The organism is Aliiroseovarius lamellibrachiae, from assembly GCF_018599245.1.
GTDB classification, from domain to species: Bacteria; Pseudomonadota; Alphaproteobacteria; order Rhodobacterales; family Rhodobacteraceae; genus Aliiroseovarius; species Aliiroseovarius lamellibrachiae.
In genome coordinates this window covers 159,891-181,858 of record NZ_JAHEVJ010000005.1, presented here as the reverse complement: position 1 = coordinate 181,858, position 21,968 = coordinate 159,891, and the positions used below count along the sequence as shown (strand labels likewise).

Genomic DNA, 21,968 nt, shown 5'->3' with positions numbered 1-21,968 from the left:
ATCGTGGAGTTTGTTGCCACTCCAGTTGCAATAAGTTTACGCGCGGAAATTAATATCTTTACAAAGCATCCGTTTCTGACCAGCCTCTGAAAGCAGGAATTACCACGGCCCAATGGAAGTATTCACCAATGAGCGACCAAAAAATCAAGAACATGGAGGGGTTTGCCGCGGTGAGCGGAATTTCCCGTCCGACGCTTTCAAAATACTTCAACGACCCGGACAGTGTTCGCAAATCCACCCGCCAAAAAATCGAGGCTGCATTAAAAAAACATGACTATCGGCCGAATGTTTATGCGGTCAATCAGAACCGGCGGCAGACTAAAAATATAGGATTGGTGGTCCCAAATTTAACGGACCCCTTCTTTGCGGGCATTGCGCGCACGATTGAGGGGCTAATTGTTAAGGCCGGTTTCAATCCGTTGCTGCTCAGTTCACATGGTGGACCTGAACAAGAGATTTCCAACCTGGAAAGCCTTCGATCCATTAAACCCGCCGGTGTGCTGTTGGCACCTCTCGGCCGCGCCTCGTTTGAGGATCAAGTTGCTGCATTTGCCAGCGAAGTTCCAACCGTCCTGTTTGACGCGAACCTTGAGGGGATCGGCGAGGCCTTTTTTGGCTCGGACAACAACCAAAGTATCAATTTGATTGTTGAGTATCTGTGTCGCTCGGGAGAGCCGCCCGTGTTTTTTGAAATGAAGACGCCGATCAACCCAAACGCCTACAAACGGCGCACGGCCTATATCGCTGCGATGGGGCGCTTGGGCCATGAGCCGCACCTTATTCAGGTGGACGGTCAGGGATGGGATTTTGAGGAAATCGGCTTTCGGGAAGGTGCGCGGATCCTTACCCAACAGAAATTGCCAACGAACACGATATTATGCTCCAACGACAGGCTCGCTATTGGATTGCTGTCTGCGGCATTTGAAAACGGTATCAAAGTCGGTTTGGATGCGACGGCCTCTCTTCGGATCGCAGGGCACGACGATCACCCTTTTTCGCGCTTTACATGCCCCAGCTTAACGACAGTTTCGCAGGATTATGATGCCATCGCCGCAAGAGGGGTTGAGACAATTTTGAAGTTAATCGAATCCGAAAAGCGTATGCAGAGGCGTGAAGAAACATTGTTCGAGGGAAAGTTGGTGATGCGCGGATCTGCGTAAGGGATTGATATAAATTAACTTTGGCAATAATATTTACGCGCGTAAAGTTAATGATTGACGCGAAGCAATGCTGACTGCTAGCGTTTGTGCATCACATCCAATCTAGGGAGGAACCGGATGTCTTTTACAAAAGCACTTTGCGCTGCCAGCGCTATTGCTCTTATGTCGGGGGCTGCTGCGACCGCTGAAAGCCTGACCATCGCCATTGTAAACAACGGCCACATGATCAACATGCAAACCGTTGCAAAAGCGTACACAGAGGAAACTGGCGTTGAGCTGAACTGGGTCTCACTGGAAGAAGGTGTTCTGCGCGAGCAGGTGACATCTGATACCGCAACAGGCGGTGGCCAATACGACATCATCAACATCGGCATGCAAGAAGCACCCATCTGGGGTGCGGCTGGATGGATTGAACCGCTGAGCTTTAGCGCGGACTATGACGTTGATGATATCCTGCCCGCCATTCGCAACGGCTTGTCCAATGAAGGTACACTTTATGCGGCGCCGTTTTATGGTGAATCTTCGATGGTCATGTACCGCAAAGACCTGACCGATGCGGCTGGCGTGACCATTGCTGACAATGACAGCTGGGACAACATCAAAACCGCCGCCGCAGCGATCCACGATCCGGACAATGGTGTTTATGGCGTCTGTCTGCGCGGCAAGCCGGGCTGGGGCGACAACATGGCGTTTATCACCACTGTTGTGAACTCATTCGGTGGCGCATGGTTTGATGCGGACGGCCGCCCACAATTGGACAGCCCAGAGTGGAATGCCGCGATCAACTTCTATGTTGACCTGCTGGGCACCTATGGCCCTCCCGGTTCGGAAGGCAATTCATTCAACGAAATCCTTGCACTTTATAACCAAGGCAAGTGCGGTATATGGATCGACGCGACGATTGCGGCATCGTTCCTGGAAGTTGACGGGGTCGCCTACGCGCAGTCCCCCAATGCTGGGAACCCGGTTGGCGCCAACTGGTTGTGGGCATGGGCAATGGCCATTCCGGCCGGCTCTCCGAATGCTGAAGCCGCAGGTAAGTTCATCGAATGGGCCACGTCGAAAGACTATGTCCAGGCTGTTGGCAACCACGCCGAATTCGGCTGGGGATCCGTTCCCACCGGTCAGCGGGCATCGACCTATGCGATCCCTGAGTTTCAGGCCGTGGCAGGATTTGCAGCCGCAGAACTTGCGGCAATTGAAAGCGCAGCACCAGAAGCAACTGATCTGAAACCCTATGTTGGTGTTCAGTATGCAGCCATCCCCGAATTCCCAGAGGTGGGATCGGCGGTTGCACAGGAAATGGCGGCCGCTTTGTCTGGCGCCAAGTCGGTCGAAGAGGCTTTGGCTGCATCACAAGAAGCCGCTGATGCGATCATGCGCGAAGCGGGTTATTACGAGTAATCGCATTCTGTGAGGGCCTGATACACTCGGGCCCTCACCCCGCGATCCCGTCGCTTGTAATGTTGAGCCAACCTAGCGACACTTGATATCTGAAAATCGCAACTTTTACGTCACGAGCAACACGTCGTTTTCGTTTTGCTGGAAAGATAGATTATGTCTGATCGAAAGCTTCCGCGGCTTCTTCAAACACCTGCAGTCTTGCTGCTTTTGGTGTGGATGCTGATCCCGCTTGGAATGACCTTATACTTCTCGTTCATTCGCTATGTGCTGAACAGCCTGCGCCGCCCAGAATGGACATCCCCAAGCCTGAGCAACTGGCGTGGTTTCGGAAATTACGAATTTGTACTGAAATCCAAAGACTTCGTTCTCGCCATCCAAAACAGCCTGTTCATTGTGTGCAGCATCCTGTTCCTGACCGTCATATTGGGCATTCTGATTGCGGTTCTGATCAACAAGAGTTTTCCGGGACAGGGGATTGTGCGTGTCCTTTTGATCTCGCCCTTCTTTGTCATGCCTGCTGTGAATGCTGTTTTGTGGATCAATATGATCCTTGATCCTGTGCTGGGGTTACAAGGGATCGCCGTGGCTGGGACAAACGACATATTGGATGGTCTCAGACAAATGCCAGTGCTGGGCGGTTTCTTTTCGCTCTGGCCTGAATTTGAACCGATATCTTTCCGCGCAACACAGACCTCGGCCATTGCGGTGATCATGATGGTGACCTGGCAATGGACACCCTTTGCGGTGCTTATTTTCATGACCTCACTGCAATCTGAGGACCAGCAGCAAAAAGAAGCGGCGGTTTTGGATGGCGCGAGCACCTGGTCACAATTTCGCTTTCTAACCTTGCCGCATCTGGGTCGCCCAATTGCGATTGTGGTGATGATCCAAGCGATTTTTCACCTGTCGCTTTATGCGGAGATTGAGATTGTGAGCCGGGGCAACGGCAATAAAAACCTGCCCTATTTGATCGGTGAATTCGCCAACAACAACATCGGCGCCGCCAGCGCCACCGGCATCTTCGCCGTAATCCTCGCCAACATCGTCGCGATCTTTTTGCTGCGTATGGTTGGCAAGACATTGATGGAATAAGGGGGCTATACCATGGCAATCGTTGCACAATCTTCAAAGTTTAGCACCTATGGGCGGCCTATACTGGCGTGGGGTGTTGGGCTGCTCTTTTTCTTTCCGATCTTCTGGATGGTTCTGACAAGTTTCAAAACGGATGCCGATGCGGTGAAACCAGAGCACCTGCTTTTCTTCACGCCGACGCTCGATAATTATCTGAATATGACGGAGAATTACGACTATTGGCGGTTTGCGCGGAATTCGGTCATCACCGCTGTTTCGGCCACGGTCTTTACGCTTTTTGTTGGCGTTCCTGCGGCGTATGCGATGGCGTTCAACCCAAGCCGTGCAACCAAAGACGTACTGATGTGGATGCTGTCGACCAAGATGCTTCCGGCGGCGGCGGTGCTTTATCCGATGATCTTTCTGGCCAAGGGCATCGGGCTTTATGACACCCATATTCTGATCATCACCGTGCTGAGCCTGATCAACCTGCCGATCGCGATTTGGATGCTGTTCACCTATTTCAAAGAGATCCCGAAGGACATCATCGAAGCGGGCAAGATGGACGGCGTGAACACTTGGGGCGAGATCAAAGAGATCCTTATTCCCCTTGCCTGGGGCGGCATCGCCTCAACCGCGCTTCTGGTCTTCATCTTTTGCTGGAACGAAGCCTATTGGACGGTCCGCCTTACCACCATCGATGCGGCGACACTTTCTAAACTTATCGAAGGCAACCGGGCACCAGAGGGCCTGTTTTTCGGGCGCCTTTCAGCCGTCTCAACCGCAGCCGTGGGACCTATCGTTGTCCTTGGCTGGTTCTGTCAGAAACAACTTGTCCAAGGCTTGACCTTCGGCGCTGTGAAATAAGGAAAGATCATGGGACGTATTGTACTTGATCAAGTATCCAAGAGCTTTGGTGATGTGGAGGTTATCCCACCGCTGGACCTGACCATTGAAGACGGTGAATTTGCCGTGTTTGTCGGCCCGTCCGGCTGCGGGAAATCCACGCTGTTGCGCATGATTGCCGGGCTTGAAGAGCTGACCTCGGGCGCCATCGAAATTGATGATGAAGATGTGACTTCGGTCTCGCCATCCAAACGGGGTCTGGCGATGGTGTTCCAATCCTATGCGCTTTACCCGCATATGACGGTGCGCAAAAACATTGGTTTCCCTCTTCGGATGGAAAAGATGGATCAGGCGGAAATTGACAAACGTGTTGAAACCGCAGCGCAGTCGTTGAACCTGATGGATTATCTCGATCGAAAACCCGGCCAGCTTTCTGGTGGGCAACGGCAGCGGGTGGCCATTGGGCGTGCCATTGTGCGTGATCCGTCTGCCTTTTTGTTTGATGAACCCCTGTCCAATCTTGATGCGGCATTGCGCGTCGGGATGCGGCTTGAGATCAGCGAAATGCACGAACGCATGCAGACCACCATGATCTATGTGACCCATGATCAGGTCGAAGCGATGACCATGGCCAACAAAATCGTGGTGCTTCAGGCGGGCGTGATTGAACAGGTGGGGTCGCCACTGGATCTCTATCACAAGCCGCAGAATGTGTTTGTGGCAGGTTTCATTGGCTCGCCTAAGATGAACATCTTTTCGGGACCAGAGGCAGAAAAGCTTGGGGCGCACACCATTGGTATCCGTCCAGAGCACACCAATGTCAGCATGACTGAGGGGACTTGGGAAGGCCGTGTCGGCGTCGCTGAGCATCTGGGATCTGACACGTTTATCCACGTCCATGACACCGGGTTGGCGGATATGATCACCGTGCGCATCACCGGCGATATTTCGGTGAAACACGGGGATAAAATCTTTCTGACCCCACAGGCGGATCAAATCCACAGATTTGACCCCAACGGACAGCGGATCGCATGAAACGTCTGGGGGGCAAATCGGCGCTCATCACAGGGGCAGCCCGCGGGATCGGGCTGGCCTTTGCCAAGGCCTATGTGGCCGAAGGCGCGCGGGTTGCCATAGCCGACATCAATTATGAGCAGGCCTGTGACGCCGCGACCGCGATTGGCGGTGCCGCGATTGCCGTGAAACTCGACGTGACCAAACAAGACAGCATCAACGCAGCCGTTGCGCAAACGGTCGAAACGCTGGGTCAGATTGACGTGTTGATCAACAACGCGGCTGTGTTCACGGCGGCCCCGATCACGGACATTACACAAGACGATTACGCGCGGGCCTTTGATGTCAATGTTGCCGGAACCCTGTTCACCCTTCAGGCGGTGGCGCGCCATATGATCGTGCGTGGCATCAAGGGCAAGATCATCAATATGGCCAGTCAGGCAGGCCGCCGGGGGGAACCTTTGGTTGGGGTGTACTGCGCCAGCAAGGCGGCAGTCATCAGCCTGACCCAATCGGCGGGGCTGAACCTGATCACACACGGCATCAACGTGAACGCCATCGCCCCGGGTGTGGTGGACGGGGCACATTGGGACGGTGTGGATGCGTTCTTTGCCAAATACGAAGGCAAAGCCCCCGGTCAAAAGAAAAAAGAAGTTGGTGACGCTGTCCCTTTTGGGCGGATGGCTAGCGCCGAAGATTTAACGGGAATGGCGGTTTTTCTCGCCTCGCAAGACGCCGATTACATTGTTGCACAGACCTACAATGTTGATGGCGGAAACTGGATGAGTTGATGAAAGATCTGCCGCAAGGAACCGGGCAAATGAAACTGAGAAATGCGACACTGAATGAACTTCCCAAAGCGGTCTTGCGCCCGAACTATGATCGTGCGCAGCTGACAGCGGGCATTGTTCACATTGGTCTTGGCAACTTTCACCGCGCCCATCAGGCATGGTATCTGCACCGCTTGATGCAACAGGGTGACGCGCAGAATTGGGCGATCATTGGGGCGGGTGTTCGACAATATGACGCCGCCATGCGGGAAAAACTGCTGACGCAGGATTGCCTGACAACGCTGATTGAACTGGCCCCAAACTCTTTATCTGCCGAGGTCATCGGTTCGATGATAGATTACCTGCCGATCGAAGAGGGCAACCAACCTTTGATCGACCGGATGGCGCAGCCCGATATTCGCATTGTCGCCATGACCGTGACCGAGGGGGGGTATTTCATTGACCCTGCCACCAAAGGTTTTGACAAAACCCACCCAGATATTGTCCATGACGGTCACAACCCCAATACACCAAGAACCGCGTTCGGCGCGATTGTTGCGGCCCTTCGCTCACGTCGCGAAAACGGGATCGGCCCCTTTACCTGTCTGTGTTGTGACAACCTATTGGGCAACGGGGATGTGATGCGGCAAACAGTTGTGTCTTTGGCGCGACTGTCTGACCCGGAGCTCGCGGATTGGATCAACACCAGCTGCAGTTTTCCAAACTCCATGGTCGACAGTATCGTTCCGGCAACCGGTCCAAGCGAGCTGGCGTTGGCGCATCAATTGGGCATCGACGATTTGGTCCCCGTAACGCATGAAAACTTTCGCCAGTGGGTGATCGAAGATACATTTTGTGCGGGGCGACCTGACTGGGACAAAGTCGGTGCCACCTTCACCGACAATGTGCATGGATATGAAGCCATGAAAATCCGCATTCTGAACGGTGGGCATCAGGTGATTTCGGTGCCGGGCGAGGTTCTTTCGGTCAAAACAATAGCAGATTGCATGGGGCATAACCTGATCGGTCGGCTGTTCACAAAAGTCGCCGAAACAGAGATTGCTCCGCTGGTCAAACCTGTCAGGGATATGACAACTCAGGACTATATCGCACGGATCCACAGCCGGTTTTCCAACCCGAAAATCATCGACACAACGCGCCGCGTGGCCTTTGATGGGTCGTCCCGTCACCCCGGCTTTATCATCCCCTCAATCCGCGACGGGCTGGCGCAAGGAACCCCGGTCGAGGGGCTTGCCTTGGTCGAAGCCGCCTGGGCGCGCATGTGTGAAGGGACGCGTGAGGACGGCAGCAAAATTGACCCCAATGATCCATATTGGGACGATTTGAATGCCCGGGCGCAACAAGCCCGCGAAAACCCGAAAATGTGGCTTGAGATGCGTCAGATATACGGAGATCTTGCTGACGAACCGCGGTTTGCCGGCAGCTTTACAAGGTGGCTCAACATGATTTGGACAGACGGGCTAGACACCGCGATCGCCTCTTATCTGGAGCCATGAAACAAGGCAAAAACCACCCAGCATGCAACGCCCTTTTGCGCCAGTTTTTTATTGAGGAAGCCCTATGATCCTTTGCTGTGGAGAGGCCCTTATCGACATGATCCCCGAACAAACCGTTCAGGGATCGGAAGGATACGTCCCGCGCTCCGGTGGCGCGATCTTTAATACCGCCATCGGCCTTGGGCGGTTGGGGTGTCGAACGGGCCTTCTGAGCGGCATCTCAACAGATATGTTTGGGCATCAACTTATGGCCGATCTGAGAGCCAGCAATGTGGACACCCGCCATGTCATACGATCAGGCCGCCCATCGACACTGGCGTTTGTGAAACTGTCCGATGGTCACGCATCATATTCATTCTTTGATGAAAATTCGGCGGGACGGATGATCGCCCCCACTGATTTGCCCACCACAATAGACGGCATTTCCGCGCTTTACTTCGGCGGCATCAGTCTGGCCTGCACCCCGGGCGCCGACACATATATGCATTTTGCTCAAGCCCATGCGCCCGATGCTGTTGTGATGGTTGACCCCAACATTCGCCCCAGTTTTATCACCGACGAACCCAGCTTCCGTGACCGCATCAATGGCATGCTGAGCTTGGCAGATATTGTGAAAGTCTCTGATGAAGATCTGAATTGGATCATGCCAGACACACGCGCGTTGGAAGAAAAAGTTTCCCAACTCCAAGCGCTTGGGCCATCCGTTGTCATTTTGACGCGCGGCAGTTCAGGTGCCCAGGCGTGGTTGCCGGATGGGCACTCGATCTTTGTTGCCAGCCAGAAAGCAGTCGTCGTTGATACGGTTGGCGCCGGCGACACGTTCAACGCAGGTGTGCTTGCGAACCTGTCTGATGCAGGACGTCTTAGCAAAACCGCAATCCAAGAGATGTCAGAAAGTGACCTTGTAAATGCAATCACTTTCGGTGCGCGCGTTGCCGCCATCAATGTCGGCCGCGCGGGTGCAAACCCACCCTGGCGGGATGAGCTTTAGGCCCAATTGTATTGTGCAAGTATGCTAGCAGCCGAGCACTGGGAATTCTGCATATGCCTCTGATCAGAATTTGAGATAGTCTCATTCTGCCCATTCCCGACCAAGGAGTGCGAGGCAGTATGGCTGTCAAACATGGGTGGTCTATAGATGGCAGCTTCCATTGATTTGATGAGGTGCCTTCGCAACTGCAGCGAAGGGCCGCTCTCCGCCGATTCTGTGGAAAAACAACGTGTTGCAGGCGCGGAAAGCACTTCTTTGAAAGCGCGCCGAGCACCTTTCTCAGCATTTGGCTTTTGATGGGCACGCCTGACACGTCAGTTTCAATTCACGATACTTCGCAACGCCTTTGCCGTCTGGGCCTCTGTTGGAGTCAGAGTAGTTGCGGTGGAACTGTTTGAGTGATTGTCCTTCTGGACAAACATATTGGTCGTTCTCGGCATCCCATTCGAAGTCAACTCGGCTCCAGGTCCCGTCTGTGCGGGCCGGTTTGTCAATCACCGGGATGTGTGGCGCGATATTGCGATCCACCAGCCAACCCAGAATCGGGCCTGAACCGTAAGCCGTGTCTGCGATGATGCGTTCAGGATGCAGATCGAACGTGTCTTTAACCCGATCCAGCATCGTTCGCACGGACCCAACTTCAGCTTGCCGGATCGACCTTGTCGCCTCAACGTCGACGATGACACTATAGTCAGTATCGATCAGATAATTGGTTGAATAGGCAAAGAAAGCTGGGCCTTTGCGTGCTGCAGTCTGTTACCGGCAGGGCATTGCCAAACAATGTCCCGAGAGGCACTGGCTTGCAGGATCAGAATGGGACGTGAACTTGGGTTCCACCTCGGATGCCGCGCCGAAGGCGGCATCATCGAGAACGTCCAGATATTCCCGCACAGCGCGCGGCGCGTCCTTTGGCAAGATGGCAGCGGCGTCCCAATCGTCCTTCGATGTGGAGTTCTGTTTGTTCGCATCTGCCTCGATCAAACTGGCATCTGCCGCAAAGCGCTGGCCGCTGACAAGGCCATCCGTAATGCAGCGCGCCACAGTCGCTTCAAATAGATGCCGCAGCAGGTCGCTATCGCGGAAACGTCCGTGACGGTTCTTGGAAAAGGTCGAATGGTTCGGCACTGGATCAGACAAATCGAGGCGACAGAACCAACGATAAGCGAGGTTCAAGTGCACCTCTTCACAAAGCCTGCGTTCTGACCTGATGCCGAGACAATACCCAACTAGCAGCATCCGGATAAGTAGTTCTGGATCAATCGAGGGACGGCCTGTGTGACTGTAAAATTCTGCGAGATGGGGCCGAATGCTGCTGAGATCTACAAACCGGTCAATCGAGCGCAGTAGGTGATCTTGAGGCACGTGACCATCAATCGAGAACTCATAAAACAACGTGCCTTGCGCCTCTTGCTTTGGTCCTAACATCGAAATTACCCCCGTTGCTAAGGACAATTGAATCAATGGCCAAGCATCAAATCAACAAGAGTTTTTCAACAAAATTCGCCCCGACCAACCGAACCCAAAGAGCTAGGGGGCGTTGTCCCCACGCGCCTGCAATACAATTAGACGGGACCGTGTCCTCGGCGCGTGCCTGCGGGCCGCACCAACCCCATCGAATTATATTGCACTTGCTACCCCCAACCCTCGCCGGGAGCAGGTTTTAGAGACGAGTGTCCTGAAGGGCTTCGTTCAAAACCAGTTTTGAAAGGGGAAGCATAATCAACGCCACCACATGTTCGAAGGCAAAGCTATGCGGCGCAAAGGCAAGTAGATATCGCCAATGGAACGACTATGAGTGCCAAATGGAAGAACTATGTGTCGTCTGACATTTGTTTGGAATGGCGCTCTGGGGAGGATTCGAACCCCCGACCCCCTGATTCGTAGTCAGGTACTCTATCCAGCTGAGCTACCAGAGCGCGGTGAGGGGGATTTAGCGAGTTGGGCAGGGGGGCGCAAGAGTGAAAAGCGAAAAAGTTGGGAAACTTCCGAAATAGGTTGATTCAATCAAACTTGAACGACGCATCTACAGGCAAATTGCACCTAAACTTCGCCCAAATGCCCGCCGAAAGGATTAGTGCTGTTTTACAACATGTCCAGTTGTACGCGACATTTTGTGTGTTGGCGGGGGTTTGCGACTAGAAATTATGGCGAAAATAAGGTAGCTACGTGCTTAGAGCAACAAATCGGCCATAAAAAACAAGGTCGAAGTATATTTTGAGGTAGGCGGTAGCTATGCAGGCGATTGACTTTATCGTCCGTGACCATACTGGTTTTGTCCAGCATGGATCACTGATTGAATCCGGAATTTCTGATACTCTTAATCTTGGTGACGACGGCGCGGTGTCTTTGAACATGCGACGGGCGGACGTGCGCGAATATCTGCGTGCGGGCGAAAACCTTGAACTTTATCTGGCAGATGGCCGGAAAATCGTACTCGATGGCTTTTTTGCCGAAAACGGTGTCCAGGAAAACAAACTGTACCTGAACGAGGACGGAACGTTGATCGAGGCATCCTTGGATGCCAGCGGTCATGTGACCTTTACCGAGGCGGCCACATGGGGCAAATGGAGCCACCTGGACGCGATGGTGTTCCCTGAAAGCCCGATCGTCGCAGAGACCATCGTGGCGGCTGAGGGCGAAGACGTGACGCAAGCGTTGGGCTTGGGCCTGCTGGGGGCCGGTGGTGGCGCTGCGGCTGGGATCCTGCCTGCTGCTGGTGCGGTTGTTGCGGGTGGCGCATTGATTGGCGGCAGTGACGGCGACAGCGGTGCGACGGTCGACAATCCGGATACGCCCGTATCGGTTGGCGGTCCAGACGACGAAAGCATTACCATTACAGGAACCGGAACACCGGGTGCGACTGTCGAGGTAACGATTGGCGACAAGACCGTCACCACCACCGTCGGGGAAGACGGCACATGGGAAGCGGTTTTTGAGGGCGATAATTTCCCCGGTGACGGCAACTATGACGTCGACGTCACGGTGACAGATGAAGACGGCACGGTCCATGACCCTGACGCGCCGAGCGTAACAATCGACACCACCCCACCAGTGATTGAAGTCACCGGTGGCACCCAATCTGTTGGCGTGACCGTGAATGCGGATGATCACAGCGACGGTGTTGAGATTTCCGGAAACGGCGAAGCGGGCGCGTCCATTGATGTCGAGATCAACGGCACAACCCATTCGACCACCGTTGGCGAAAATGGCAGCTGGACGGTGACCTTCTCTTCAACTGAAATCACCACCGGCGAATATGAAACCGACGTAAAGATCACCTCAAAGGACAGCTTTGGGAATGCGTCTACGGTCACTGAAACCTTGGTGGTTGATACGGTGGCCGAAGTGTCGCTGAACGGCGGCTTTGCGGGCAGTGACGATCTGATCAATATGGGCGAAGCTTCTGCCGGGATCACCCTGACAGGGACGGCGCAGCCGGGATCAACCGTTATGGTCAATTTCCACGGCACCGATATGCCCGCGACAGTGGATGTGAACGGCAATTGGACACTGAATGTGTCCTCAACCGGTATTCCAGAGGGCAAATACGAGGCCGCGATTTCGGTCACAGCCACGGACGCACATGGAAATACGAAAACCATCAACAGCGCGGTGGATGTGGATACAACCGCGGGCGTGACCTTCTCTTCCGCGCCGGTGGAAGGTGACAATGTTATCAACGCGACCGAAGTTGCAGACGGCGTGGTTCTGACCGGGCAGGCCCTGCCGGGTGCGACTGTGTCGATCGCGATGTCCGGTGGCGGCAGCTATAACGCAACCGTTGCCGCAGACGGCAGCTGGTCGGTAAACATCCCCGGCGGCGATTTTAACGCCGGTGAATATGACGTAACCTTCACCGCGACGGCGACCAGCCCGGCGGGCAATGTTGCGACCTCGACCTTGGCGCTGGACGTGGACACATTGGTTCAGCCCTTCGGCCTTGATGCCAACAGCCAACTTGCCGACAACGTCTTGAATGGCAGCGAAGTTGACGGCGGCCTGACCCTGAACGGGACAACCGAACCGGGCGCAACCGTGCAGGTAAAAATTGGCAATGAGACCAAAGACGCCACCGTAGATGGCAGCGGAAATTGGACCGTGGACTTCTCGTCTTCGGATATTCCGGCCGGTGAATACGCAACTTTCATGACCATCACTTCAACCGATCAGGCCGGGAACGTGAAGGAAATGAAGCAAGGCGTGACCGTTGATACGGTCGCCGGTGACGTGGCCTTGTCGTCGCAACCGGTTGAGCTGGATGACGTGATCAACGCCCAAGAAGCATCTGATGGTGTGATCATCTCGGGCACCGCGACACCGTTTATGGATGTGACCGTCACGCTGCATGGTGTGTCGAAAGTGGTGACCGCGTCGGCAACCGGCGAATGGTCTGCACCGTTCTTGTCCAGCGAAGTGGCGTCTGGCGAATATACGGCAAATGTATCGGCTTCGATCACCGATGCGCATGGCAACTCAAAATCCGTCAGTGACACGGTCGAAGTGGACACGCTGGTCACCAATTTCGCCATGACCACCGATCCGGTGGCGGGCGACAATGTGATCAACGCCCAGGAATTGTCTGATGGCGTGGTGCTGTCGGGTACGGTGGAAGCGGGCTCAACGGTACAAGTGAAAATCGGCACCAACCCTGCGCAATCCGCAACCGTGGATGCGTCTGGCAATTGGACGATCACCGTGGATGCGGGGGACGTGGCCGGTGGTGAATTGTCCAGCGCAGTTGCTGTGACGGCCACAGATGCGGCTGGCAACACGGCGGACATCTCGAAGGACATCAAGATCGACACGATTGTGACGAACCTTGGGATCTCGGCAGGGGCGGTTGCGGGCGACGATATTGTGAACGCCACAGAGATCGAAGCGGGCCTGACCTTTACGGGCACCACCGAACCGGGCTCTACCGTGTTGGTTTCATTGGATGGCGGTACGCCAGTGCAGGCAACGGTTGCCGCAAATGGAAACTGGACCGTGGACTTTGCTGAAGGCCAAATCCCAACCGGCGACAAAGAAGTGACCATGACGGTGACCGCAACGGATGCCGCTGGCAACGTGGGCACGGTCAGCGACACATTCGATGTCGATACCGTGGCCCCGGATGCGCCAGATGGGGATCTTTTGATCCTTGGCTCACAAGGGATCAAAGGCCTGTTTGTGGACAGTGATCCAGCGGATCTGTCCCTTGACCAATTGAACCCAGATGGGTCTGTCTCGCAGGTGAGCGGCTTTGACCTGAACGCGTTTAACGCAGGATCGCTTCCGGATGGATCCAAGCTTGTGTTGACCGAAGAGGACGCGGCCGGAAACGCAACCAGCACGCTCTTTATCACCAATGACGGCGCGCAAAACCTTGACCTCTCAGCCGCTGGGCTAAGTGGGTACAATGTCGAGGCGATTGATCTGATCGAGGTGACAGAAGACAATTCGATCACCATCACCGAACAGCAACTTTTGGACCTGTCGGACAACTCAAACGAGTTGACCATTCATGGCGGAAGCGGCGACACGGTGACCGCTGATGGCGCGTCCGCAACCGGACAAACCGTGGCAATCGATGGGGCGGACTATCACGTCTATACCCTGGGTACTGACGGCGGCACGCTGTACATCCAAGAGGATGTCAACGTCGTTACCGTTATCTAATACGAGTAAAGCAAGGTCGCGGCGCCAAACGACCGCGGCCTGCACATAACACACAAAGTCGAGGCAGTACTTTGGTTTTTGGGCGGGATATTTCACGCGTGCCCCTGTTGATCGCAATGGCGATCAGCCTGGCAGGCTGTATGGGCAACATCGGTGACAGGCTGGGCCAATCAAATGGTTCGGGCGACCCCGATGTCACACGATCGGCGCCGCACAGCTTTGCGCAGCCGGTTGGCAAAGAGCCATCTGAAACAATTACGAAATTGCTCATGCGTCAAAGCGTGCTGCAATCGGATACCAGCTATGACAAGGTGGCGCGTTCCACGCTTGAGGCGTCGGCCCGTCCGGCAGAAGCGGATTTAAGGGCGGCGAAATTGCGCGCACGGGCGGCGGATAAAAACTGGTTGCCCACCTTGGGGCCAAAAGTGTCCCTCTCCAGCATGGGCGATCTGGTTGCGAGCTTGGTGATCGACCAGGTGATCTTTGACAACGGGCGCAAAAAAGCGGAACGCGAATTCGCCCGTGCGGACGTGGAAGCGGCTGCGGTGAACCTGTCGATTGACACCAATGACCGCGTGTCCACCGCGCTGACCCTGTATCTTAAGGCGCAAGAAGCCCGCGAAAAGGCGGCGGCCGCTGACCGTGCGCTGGGCGCGATGCGCGAATTTGACCGCATCATGACCGCGCGCGTGAACGGTGGTGTGTCGGATATGTCCGACCAAAATGTGATCCGCGCCAAACTGTCAGAACTCCGCTCAAACTATGACACCCAGCTGTTGAACGCCAAAACCGCGATGGCGGAACTCAAGGCGATGACGGCGCGGGATGTGTCCGATCTGCGTGGTGTGTCGGTGATGCGCACGCGGGATGCAGGTGTGAAACCATTGACCGTTTTGTTGGCCGAAGCGGAACTTGACCGTGACGTGGCGCAGGCCAAGATTGACCGCGCCGGGTTGTTGCCCGGATTGGGGGCAAGCGCCTCTGTCGGCAAAGACAGCACCGCCGGTCTGGTGATGACCTCTGATCAGGGCTTTGGCTTTGGTACGATGGACAATCTGGCCGCGGTCGAGGCCGCGCGCGATGGGGCCACGCGCCGTATTGTGCAGGCCCAAGAAGACAGCCGCCGCCGTCAGGCCGCCTTGGAACAAAAGCTCGCCTCGCTTCAGGCGCGCTCAGGTCAGGCCAATGATTTGGCCGGACAAGCCCGTGCCAACACCGATCTTTTCAAACGTCAGTTTGATGCTGGTCGTCGCACTGTGATGGACGTGGTTGGGGTGGTTGAAAACCTCGCCCGGCTGGAACAGGAAAACGTGGCAATCCGGTATGAGATCGCGCGCACGCAGGTTGATATCGCGCGGGAATACGGGGCGTTGGTCAGCGGGGACAAGATATGACCCAATCCAAGCCCTCGCCAAAGACATCCCTGCCCACGACCATCACGGGTGCGCGGGTCAAACACGCGACGAAAAACACCGCGAACTCAAATGCCACCTCGTCAGCTCAGCCGACAAAGAAAACCGCGCGCAAGGTTGTGAAAGTGGTTACGCCAAAGCCCGTGGTGAAAGCTGTGGGTGCAAAACCTGCTGATCAGACCGCCGATAAGACCAAGGCCCAAACCAGCGCATCCCCCAAAGCAAAGGGTCCGAAACCGCGGATCAAAGTCACCAAACCGGTATTGGCAAGCACCACGATTGACCCCAGCAAACAGCCCTCTCAACCAAAGGTGGGCCAACACGACCGCCTAAAAGCGCGCGCCGATCTGGTGTCCGTTTACGCGGGGCTTTTGGGCAAAGAGGCCGTGTTGCACGACCTTACCGAAGCGATGCAAACCGCTTTGGCGCAGGGCCAAAAAGACAACAGCTTTGAGATGTTGAAGGCGGCATTAACATCGCTTGGCCTCAGCACGGAAACGCAACAAAACCAACCCTGCGCACCGGCAACATGGCCCGGTTTGGCGATGATGAAAAACGGTCAGGCCGTATTGGTGCTGTCACAAGACGGCGACCAGTTGCGGGTCTATGAAGCCGGCGCAAATGGCGCGAGCATCGAGGTGGCGGTGGATGAGTTTTCCGGGTTCTTTTCCGGCACCACCCTTACGGCGGAAGCCACGCTTCAGGATCTGTCCACCCGCCATGCGCCAAAGCGTATTCAGGATCATTGGTTCTGGGGGGAACTGCCTAAATATAAACGATATTTCATGGATGTGGCGCTGGGGTCATTTGTGGCCAATATGCTCGCCGTGGCCGTCGCATTGTTCTCGTTGCAAGTCTATGACCGGGTTATTCCACACCAATCCACCGCCACGCTTTGGGTGTTGGCGGCGGGCGCTTTCGTGGCGATCCTGCTTGAGGCAACACTCAAAGCCGCCCGCGCCAAATTGATGGACGGCGCAGGGCGCGCGATTGAACTGAATGTCCAGAAACTCTTGATGGACCGTGTGCTTGGCATGCGGTCAGACAACCGCCCGACGTCGCCCTCTGGCCTCTTTTCTGCCATGCGCGAATTTGGGTCGGTGCGCGAATTTTTCACGGCCTCCTCTGTGGGCACGTTGACCGATATTCCGTTCATCGCGCTGTTCCTCGTTTTGGTGGCCTCCATTGCCGGAAACGTGGTGTGGGTGTTGATTGCTGGCGGTATCTTGATGGTTCTGCCGGGGTTCTTTTTGCAAAAGCGGATGATCGCCATTTCGCAAGAAACCCAAGGGGCGTCGACCAAAGCCTCGCGGTTGTTGCACGAAGCGATCTACGAGCTGGACACCATCAAATCGCAACGCGGCGAAGACCGTGTGCGCCGATTGTGGACCGAGCTGAACATGCTTTCGGCTGTGAAAAACAGCGAGCAACGCAAGCTTTCCTCTTGGCTGACGTTCTGGTCGCAGGGTTTGCAACAGGCAACTTATGTTTCCGCAGTGATCTTAGGCACTTACATGGTATTCGCGGGCGAATTCACCGTGGGGTCAATCATCGCCGTGGGCATCCTGTCGGGGCGTACTTTGGGGCCGTTGACCCAGCTGTCGGGCACGTTGGCGCGCTGGTCCAATGTGAAATCGGCACTCGATGGGTTGGACAGCATCGCCCACTCGGAGCAGGACGAAGCACAAGGCCGCACCTATCTGCGCCGCGACACATTGAAGGGCCATTTTGAGATCCGCGAGATGCGGTTTTCCTATGACGAAGATGCGCCGGGCGTCGATGTGCCGGCCGTCGCCATCGAGCCGGGACAGCGCGTTGCCATCTTGGGCGCCAATGGGTCGGGCAAGTCGACTTTCCTGAAACTCTTGTCCGGCCTTTATGCGCCGACCAGCGGGCGGATGATGCTCGATGGTGTGGACATGGCGCAAATCGCGCCTAAGGATCTGCGCCGTGGCATTGGCTATCTCAGCCAGGATGTGCGTCTGTTTGCGGGCAGTTTGCGTGATAACCTGAACCTGTCGATGTTAGAACGCGAAGACGACCGTCTGTTGCAAGCCCTTGATTTTGCGGGGCTTGGTCCCTTTGTGCGGGGTCATGCCAAAGGGTTGGATCTGGAAATTCGCGACATGGGCGAAGGGCTTTCCATTGGTCAACGTCAGTCCATTGGCTGGGCGCGGATCTGGTTGCAGGACCCGAAAATTGTGCTGCTGGATGAACCCACCGCAGCCTTGGATCAGACGTTGGAACGCACCTTGGTGAGCCGTTTGGAAACCTGGCTTGTTGGGCGCACCGCAATCATCGCCACACACCGGATGCCGATTATGACGCTGACCGACCGGACGTTGATTTTCCAAAACGGTCGTTTGGCCGTGGATGGCCCGCGTGATCAGGTCATGGCGCACCTGAAAACAACTGGGCAGGGGGCAAGCTAATGGCATCTTTGGACGCGCAGTTCGAACAAGATCTTAAAGGTCCGTCGATGGTGATCTGGCTGTCCGCTTTGGCGGTTGCGGCCTTTATTATATGGGCGGCCTTCGCGTGGGTGGATGAAATTGTACGCGGACAAGGCACGGTGATTTCATCATCTCGCCCGCAAATTATCCAAAACCTCGAAGGGGGAATTCTTGCCGAGTTAATGGTGAAGGCGGGGGATGTGGTGGAGCCTGGTGACGTGCTTGCGCGGCTTTATGGCACCGAATTTCAGACGTCCGTTGATGATTTTCTAGACCAAATCGCCGCCTTGGATATCCGTCGTTTGCGCCTTGAAGCGGAGCTTGAAGGGCAGTTTGATTTCATCCCGCCGGAGCAATTGGCGGCGCGCACACCTGATATCGTGGCCTCGGAACGCGCGCTGTTGGCGGCCCGCCAGAGCGACTATGTCAGTCGTCGCGAAGGTGCCAAGCGTGTGCTGGATGAAACGGTGCGCGAACTTAAGGTGCTCGAAGACCTATACGCCGAAAAAATCGTTGCTTTGATTGAGGTTACCAAGGTTCGTAAGGCGCATAGTGATGCCGAAAATCGCTATAATGATGTGGTCACTCAGACCGAACTTGAGCGCGCACAAGAGTATTCAGACACCTTAAAAGAGCTGGCCACGCTGAAGCAAAACCTGAAGCAAAGCCAAGACCAATTGAACCGAACCGTGTTGACCAGCCCAATGCGCGGCATCGTGAACAATATGGGCGTGACCACAATCGGCGGCGTTGTGCGTCCGGGGGAAGAGATTTTCCAGATCATTCCCTTGGATGAAGACGTGTTCATCGAGGCGCAAATCAAGCCGGAAGACATCGCCAACGTGATGCCGGGACAAGAGGCGACAATTAAGCTATCTGCTTATGATTACACGATTTATGGCTCTCTCAAAGGCACCGTGAACTTCATTTCTGCCGATACATTCAAAGATGAACGCGACCCCAATATCCCACCGCATTATCGCGTATCAGTGCGCGTGGATTTGACCAAACTGACCGACCGGCAAAAGGCGATTGAAATGCGTCCGGGCATGTTGGGTCAGGTCGAATTGCACACCGGCGAAAAGACCATTTTGCAGTATTTGCTGAAGCCGCTTTACAAGTCGCGCGAGGCATTTCGCGAGCCATAGGGCCGTCTTTGCCGCGTCATCTCGGGATGTGAAAACATTAAAGAGTTTAAAGTTTGAAATGGCAAAACTGTAAACTCTTTAAAGGTGAAAATCGCAAAACATTAAACAGTTTAAAGGCCCAAATGGGAAAACTTTAAACTGTTTAAAGGTACGTTTTGTGGATCAACGCACGCCCCAACGCGCCAAAACATCCGCCACCGGTTGCGGTTCCCGCTCGTCCCCTGCACGGGCCGATCCCGGGGTGCCTGACAGCTGTGGGGCGGCGGCGGGTTGGGTGACTTCTGCGATCCGGGTGAAACTTCCCCGGGCTTGATTGTGGGGGTGGCTTGCGGCCTCGGCCAGGGACAGAACTGGTGCGCAACAGGCGTCGGTGCCGTCCAAAAGCGCCGCCCAGGCGTCGCGGGATTTTTCAAGAAACTTGGCCGCGAAAGCATCGCGCAATGTCGGCCAGCCAGCCACGTCCATTTGCGCGGGAAGATCGGCACCTGATAAGCCAACCCGATCCACAAACTCCGCATAGAATTTTGCCTCAAGCGCACCGACCGACATATGCCCCCCACAGGCACATTGATAGGTCGTGTAAAACGGCGCGCCACCATCAAGCAGGTTTGCTTCGCGCTCGTCCACCCAAATTTCGGACCCATACATGGAATAAATCATCGCCATCAGATGCGCGGTGCCATCGGTGATCGCGGCGTCCACCACCTGACCTTTGCCCGTTACCCCCGCAGCATGCAGGGCGGCCAACATGCCCGACACCAGATACATCGCACCACCGCCAAAATCCCCGATCAGGTTCAAAGGCGGAACCGGATGCGCGCCGCCAATGGCATGAAGCGCGCCGGTGATGGCGATGTAATTGATGTCATGCCCCGCTGATTGTGCCAGCGGGCCGGATTGGCCCCAGCCGGTCATGCGCCCATAGACCAATTTGGGATTGTCGGGAAAATCATCGGGACCAAGCCCCAACCGCTCCATCACACCGGGGCGCATCCCCTCGATCAGCATATCAGCTCCGTTGATCAGATCGCGCGCGACGTTGCGGTCCCCCTCGGATTTCAAATCCAACCCCACAAATCCGCGACCACGGTTCAGCACATCCACTTTCTGTGGGATCAGCGGTTTAAGGTTTGGCCGTTCGATCCGCACCACATCCGCGCCCATATCAGCAAGCCACATGGCCGCAAAGGGCGTTGGGCCAAGACCCTGTATTTCAACAATTTTCACACCTGAAAGGGGGCCGTGACCTGACATCGCCTGCTCCTGCTTTTTTCTTGTTGTAAATATCCCGGGGTTTAAGGGGCAGAGCCCCTTTCCCAGCCTTTCAACTCGTCAGACATCAATAGAGCGCGCAATGAGTTCCTTCATAATCTCATTGGTCCCGCCATAAATCATCTGCACCCGAGCGTCCGCATAAAGCCGCGCGATCGGATATTCCGTCATGTAACCATAGCCGCCAAACAGTTGCAGACATTCGTGCATGATCTCGTTTTGGATTTCCGACCCATAGTATTTCGCCATCGAGGCGGTCGGCGCGTCCAGCGTGCCGTCGATCAGCCGTGCGATGCCGTCGTTTACAAAACTGCGCAGCACTTCGGCTTTGGTTTTGCATTCGGCAAGCTTAAATCGCGTGTTCTGAAAATCCATCACGCGCTGGCCAAAGGCTTTGCGCTCTTGGGTATAGGCCACGGTCTGCTCCAGCGCAAAATCAATGGCGCCAAGGGCTTGGATCGCGATCAAAAGCCGCTCCCACGGGAGCTGTTTCATCAGCTGATAAAACCCTTGCCCCTCTTCCGAACCCAGCAGGTTGGTCAGCGGGACTTTGACGTCCTGGTAGAATAATTCCGAGGTGTCATTGCCTTTCATGCCCAGTTTTTTCAGGTTTTTGCCACGGCTGAAACCTTCGGCCTTATCTGCCTCAACCACAATCAATGACACGCCTTTGGACCCGGCATCGGGGTCGGTTTTGCAGACCGTGATGATCAGATCTGCGGCTTGGCCGTTGGTGATGAAAATCTTGGAGCCGTTGATCCTATACTGGTTGCCGTCTTTTTCGGCCCGTGTGCGCACCGCCTGAAGGTCGGATCCCGTGCCCGGTTCGGTCATGGCAATCGCGCCGACAATTTCGCCCGACGCCAGCCCCGGCAGCCAGCGCTGTTTCTGTTCTTCGGTGCCGTAAGCGGTGATGTAATGCACGACAATCGACTGGATGCCGTAGCCCCAACCGCAATCCCCGGTGCGGGTTTGTTCATAGATGGTGATGCTCTCAAACCCCATGTCGCCGCCCGCGCCGCCGTATTCCTCGGCGATGGCGCCGCCCATGATGCCAAACTGACCCGCTTTGTGCCAAAAGTCGCGATCAACGATGCCTTGATCCACCCACCGGTCGATGTTTGGGGCCAGTTCGTCGGCAAAAAAGCGGTTGGCCATTTCGGCGTACATGCGGTGTTCGTCGGTGGCCCAATGGGTGGTTTGGGTGATCAGGGTCATGGTGCGCTCTCACGTATTTTGGCTTTCGTTTGAC

General features: G+C 55.4%; 14 protein-coding genes, 1 tRNA gene and 1 pseudogene. 12 read left to right on the top strand and 4 right to left on the bottom strand.

Annotated elements, in window-relative coordinates:
• Positions 1–128: 128 nt before the first annotated feature.
• The 8 genes from KKW20_RS10490 (at position 129) to KKW20_RS10455 (ending at position 8,773) form a co-directional block, all read left to right on the top strand.
• Positions 129–1,160 carry a LacI family DNA-binding transcriptional regulator gene (locus KKW20_RS10490; protein ID WP_214567826.1) on the top strand — a complete coding sequence of 344 codons (1,032 nt, stop codon included), beginning with the start codon at positions 129–131 and terminating at the stop codon, positions 1,158–1,160.
• Between the two features lie 162 nt (positions 1,161–1,322).
• Positions 1,323–2,564, top strand: a complete 1,242-nt coding sequence (locus KKW20_RS10485) for an ABC transporter substrate-binding protein (protein WP_246534568.1) — start codon at positions 1,323–1,325, stop codon at positions 2,562–2,564.
• Positions 2,565–2,717: 153 nt separating this feature from the next.
• Positions 2,718–3,656: a carbohydrate ABC transporter permease gene (locus KKW20_RS10480; protein WP_214567824.1), complete on the top strand. Its 939-nt coding sequence runs from the start codon at positions 2,718–2,720 to the stop codon at positions 3,654–3,656.
• A gap of 12 nt (positions 3,657–3,668) precedes the next feature.
• Positions 3,669–4,502, top strand: a complete 834-nt coding sequence (locus KKW20_RS10475) for a carbohydrate ABC transporter permease (protein ID WP_214567823.1) — start codon at positions 3,669–3,671, stop codon at positions 4,500–4,502.
• Positions 4,503–4,511: 9 nt separating this feature from the next.
• Positions 4,512–5,516, top strand: coding sequence for an ABC transporter ATP-binding protein (locus KKW20_RS10470; protein ID WP_214567822.1), 1,005 nt, complete (start codon positions 4,512–4,514; stop codon positions 5,514–5,516).
• Positions 5,513–6,286: an L-iditol 2-dehydrogenase gene (locus KKW20_RS10465; protein ID WP_214567821.1), complete on the top strand. Its 774-nt coding sequence runs from the start codon at positions 5,513–5,515 to the stop codon at positions 6,284–6,286. Before KKW20_RS10470 ends, KKW20_RS10465 begins: the two co-directional genes overlap by 4 nt.
• Positions 6,287–6,315: 29 nt before the next feature.
• Positions 6,316–7,782, top strand: coding sequence for a mannitol dehydrogenase family protein (locus KKW20_RS10460; protein WP_214567820.1), 1,467 nt, complete (start codon positions 6,316–6,318; stop codon positions 7,780–7,782).
• Between the two features lie 64 nt (positions 7,783–7,846).
• A complete protein-coding gene (locus tag KKW20_RS10455; protein ID WP_214567819.1) occupies positions 7,847–8,773 on the top strand; it encodes a carbohydrate kinase family protein in 927 nt (308 codons plus the stop codon).
• 282 nt (positions 8,774–9,055) lie between these two features.
• Here the strand turns inward: KKW20_RS10455 and KKW20_RS10450 are convergent.
• Positions 9,056–10,198: pseudogene (locus tag KKW20_RS10450) on the bottom strand (transposase); the annotation flags it as partial.
• Between the two features lie 414 nt (positions 10,199–10,612).
• Positions 10,613–10,689: transfer RNA gene (locus KKW20_RS10445), tRNA-Arg, on the bottom strand.
• 316 nt (positions 10,690–11,005) lie between these two features.
• Here KKW20_RS10445 and KKW20_RS10440 point away from each other — a divergent pair.
• The 4 genes from KKW20_RS10440 to KKW20_RS10425 all read left to right on the top strand — a co-directional run bounded on the left by KKW20_RS10440 (position 11,006) and on the right by KKW20_RS10425 (position 19,444).
• On the top strand, positions 11,006–14,431 hold the full coding sequence (locus tag KKW20_RS10440; RefSeq protein WP_214567818.1) for an Ig-like domain-containing protein: 3,426 nt from the start codon (positions 11,006–11,008) through the stop codon (positions 14,429–14,431).
• 116 nt (positions 14,432–14,547) lie between these two features.
• Positions 14,548–15,825: a TolC family protein gene (locus KKW20_RS10435; protein WP_214567817.1), complete on the top strand. Its 1,278-nt coding sequence runs from the start codon at positions 14,548–14,550 to the stop codon at positions 15,823–15,825.
• A complete protein-coding gene (locus KKW20_RS10430; protein WP_214567816.1) occupies positions 15,822–18,275 on the top strand; it encodes an ATP-binding cassette domain-containing protein in 2,454 nt (817 codons plus the stop codon). Before KKW20_RS10435 ends, KKW20_RS10430 begins: the two co-directional genes overlap by 4 nt.
• Positions 18,275–19,444: a beta-barrel domain-containing protein gene (locus KKW20_RS10425; protein ID WP_214567815.1), complete on the top strand. Its 1,170-nt coding sequence runs from the start codon at positions 18,275–18,277 to the stop codon at positions 19,442–19,444. Before KKW20_RS10430 ends, KKW20_RS10425 begins: the two co-directional genes overlap by 1 nt.
• A 162-nt stretch (positions 19,445–19,606) precedes the next feature.
• Here the strand turns inward: KKW20_RS10425 and KKW20_RS10420 are convergent, their stop codons facing one another.
• Positions 19,607–20,698 carry a CaiB/BaiF CoA transferase family protein gene (locus KKW20_RS10420; RefSeq protein ID WP_214567814.1) on the bottom strand — a complete coding sequence of 364 codons (1,092 nt, stop codon included), beginning with the start codon at positions 20,696–20,698 and terminating at the stop codon, positions 19,607–19,609.
• Positions 20,699–20,776: 78 nt separating this feature from the next.
• Positions 20,777–21,934 carry an acyl-CoA dehydrogenase family protein gene (locus KKW20_RS10415; RefSeq protein ID WP_214567813.1) on the bottom strand — a complete coding sequence of 386 codons (1,158 nt, stop codon included), beginning with the start codon at positions 21,932–21,934 and terminating at the stop codon, positions 20,777–20,779.
• Positions 21,935–21,968 lie beyond the last annotated feature (34 nt).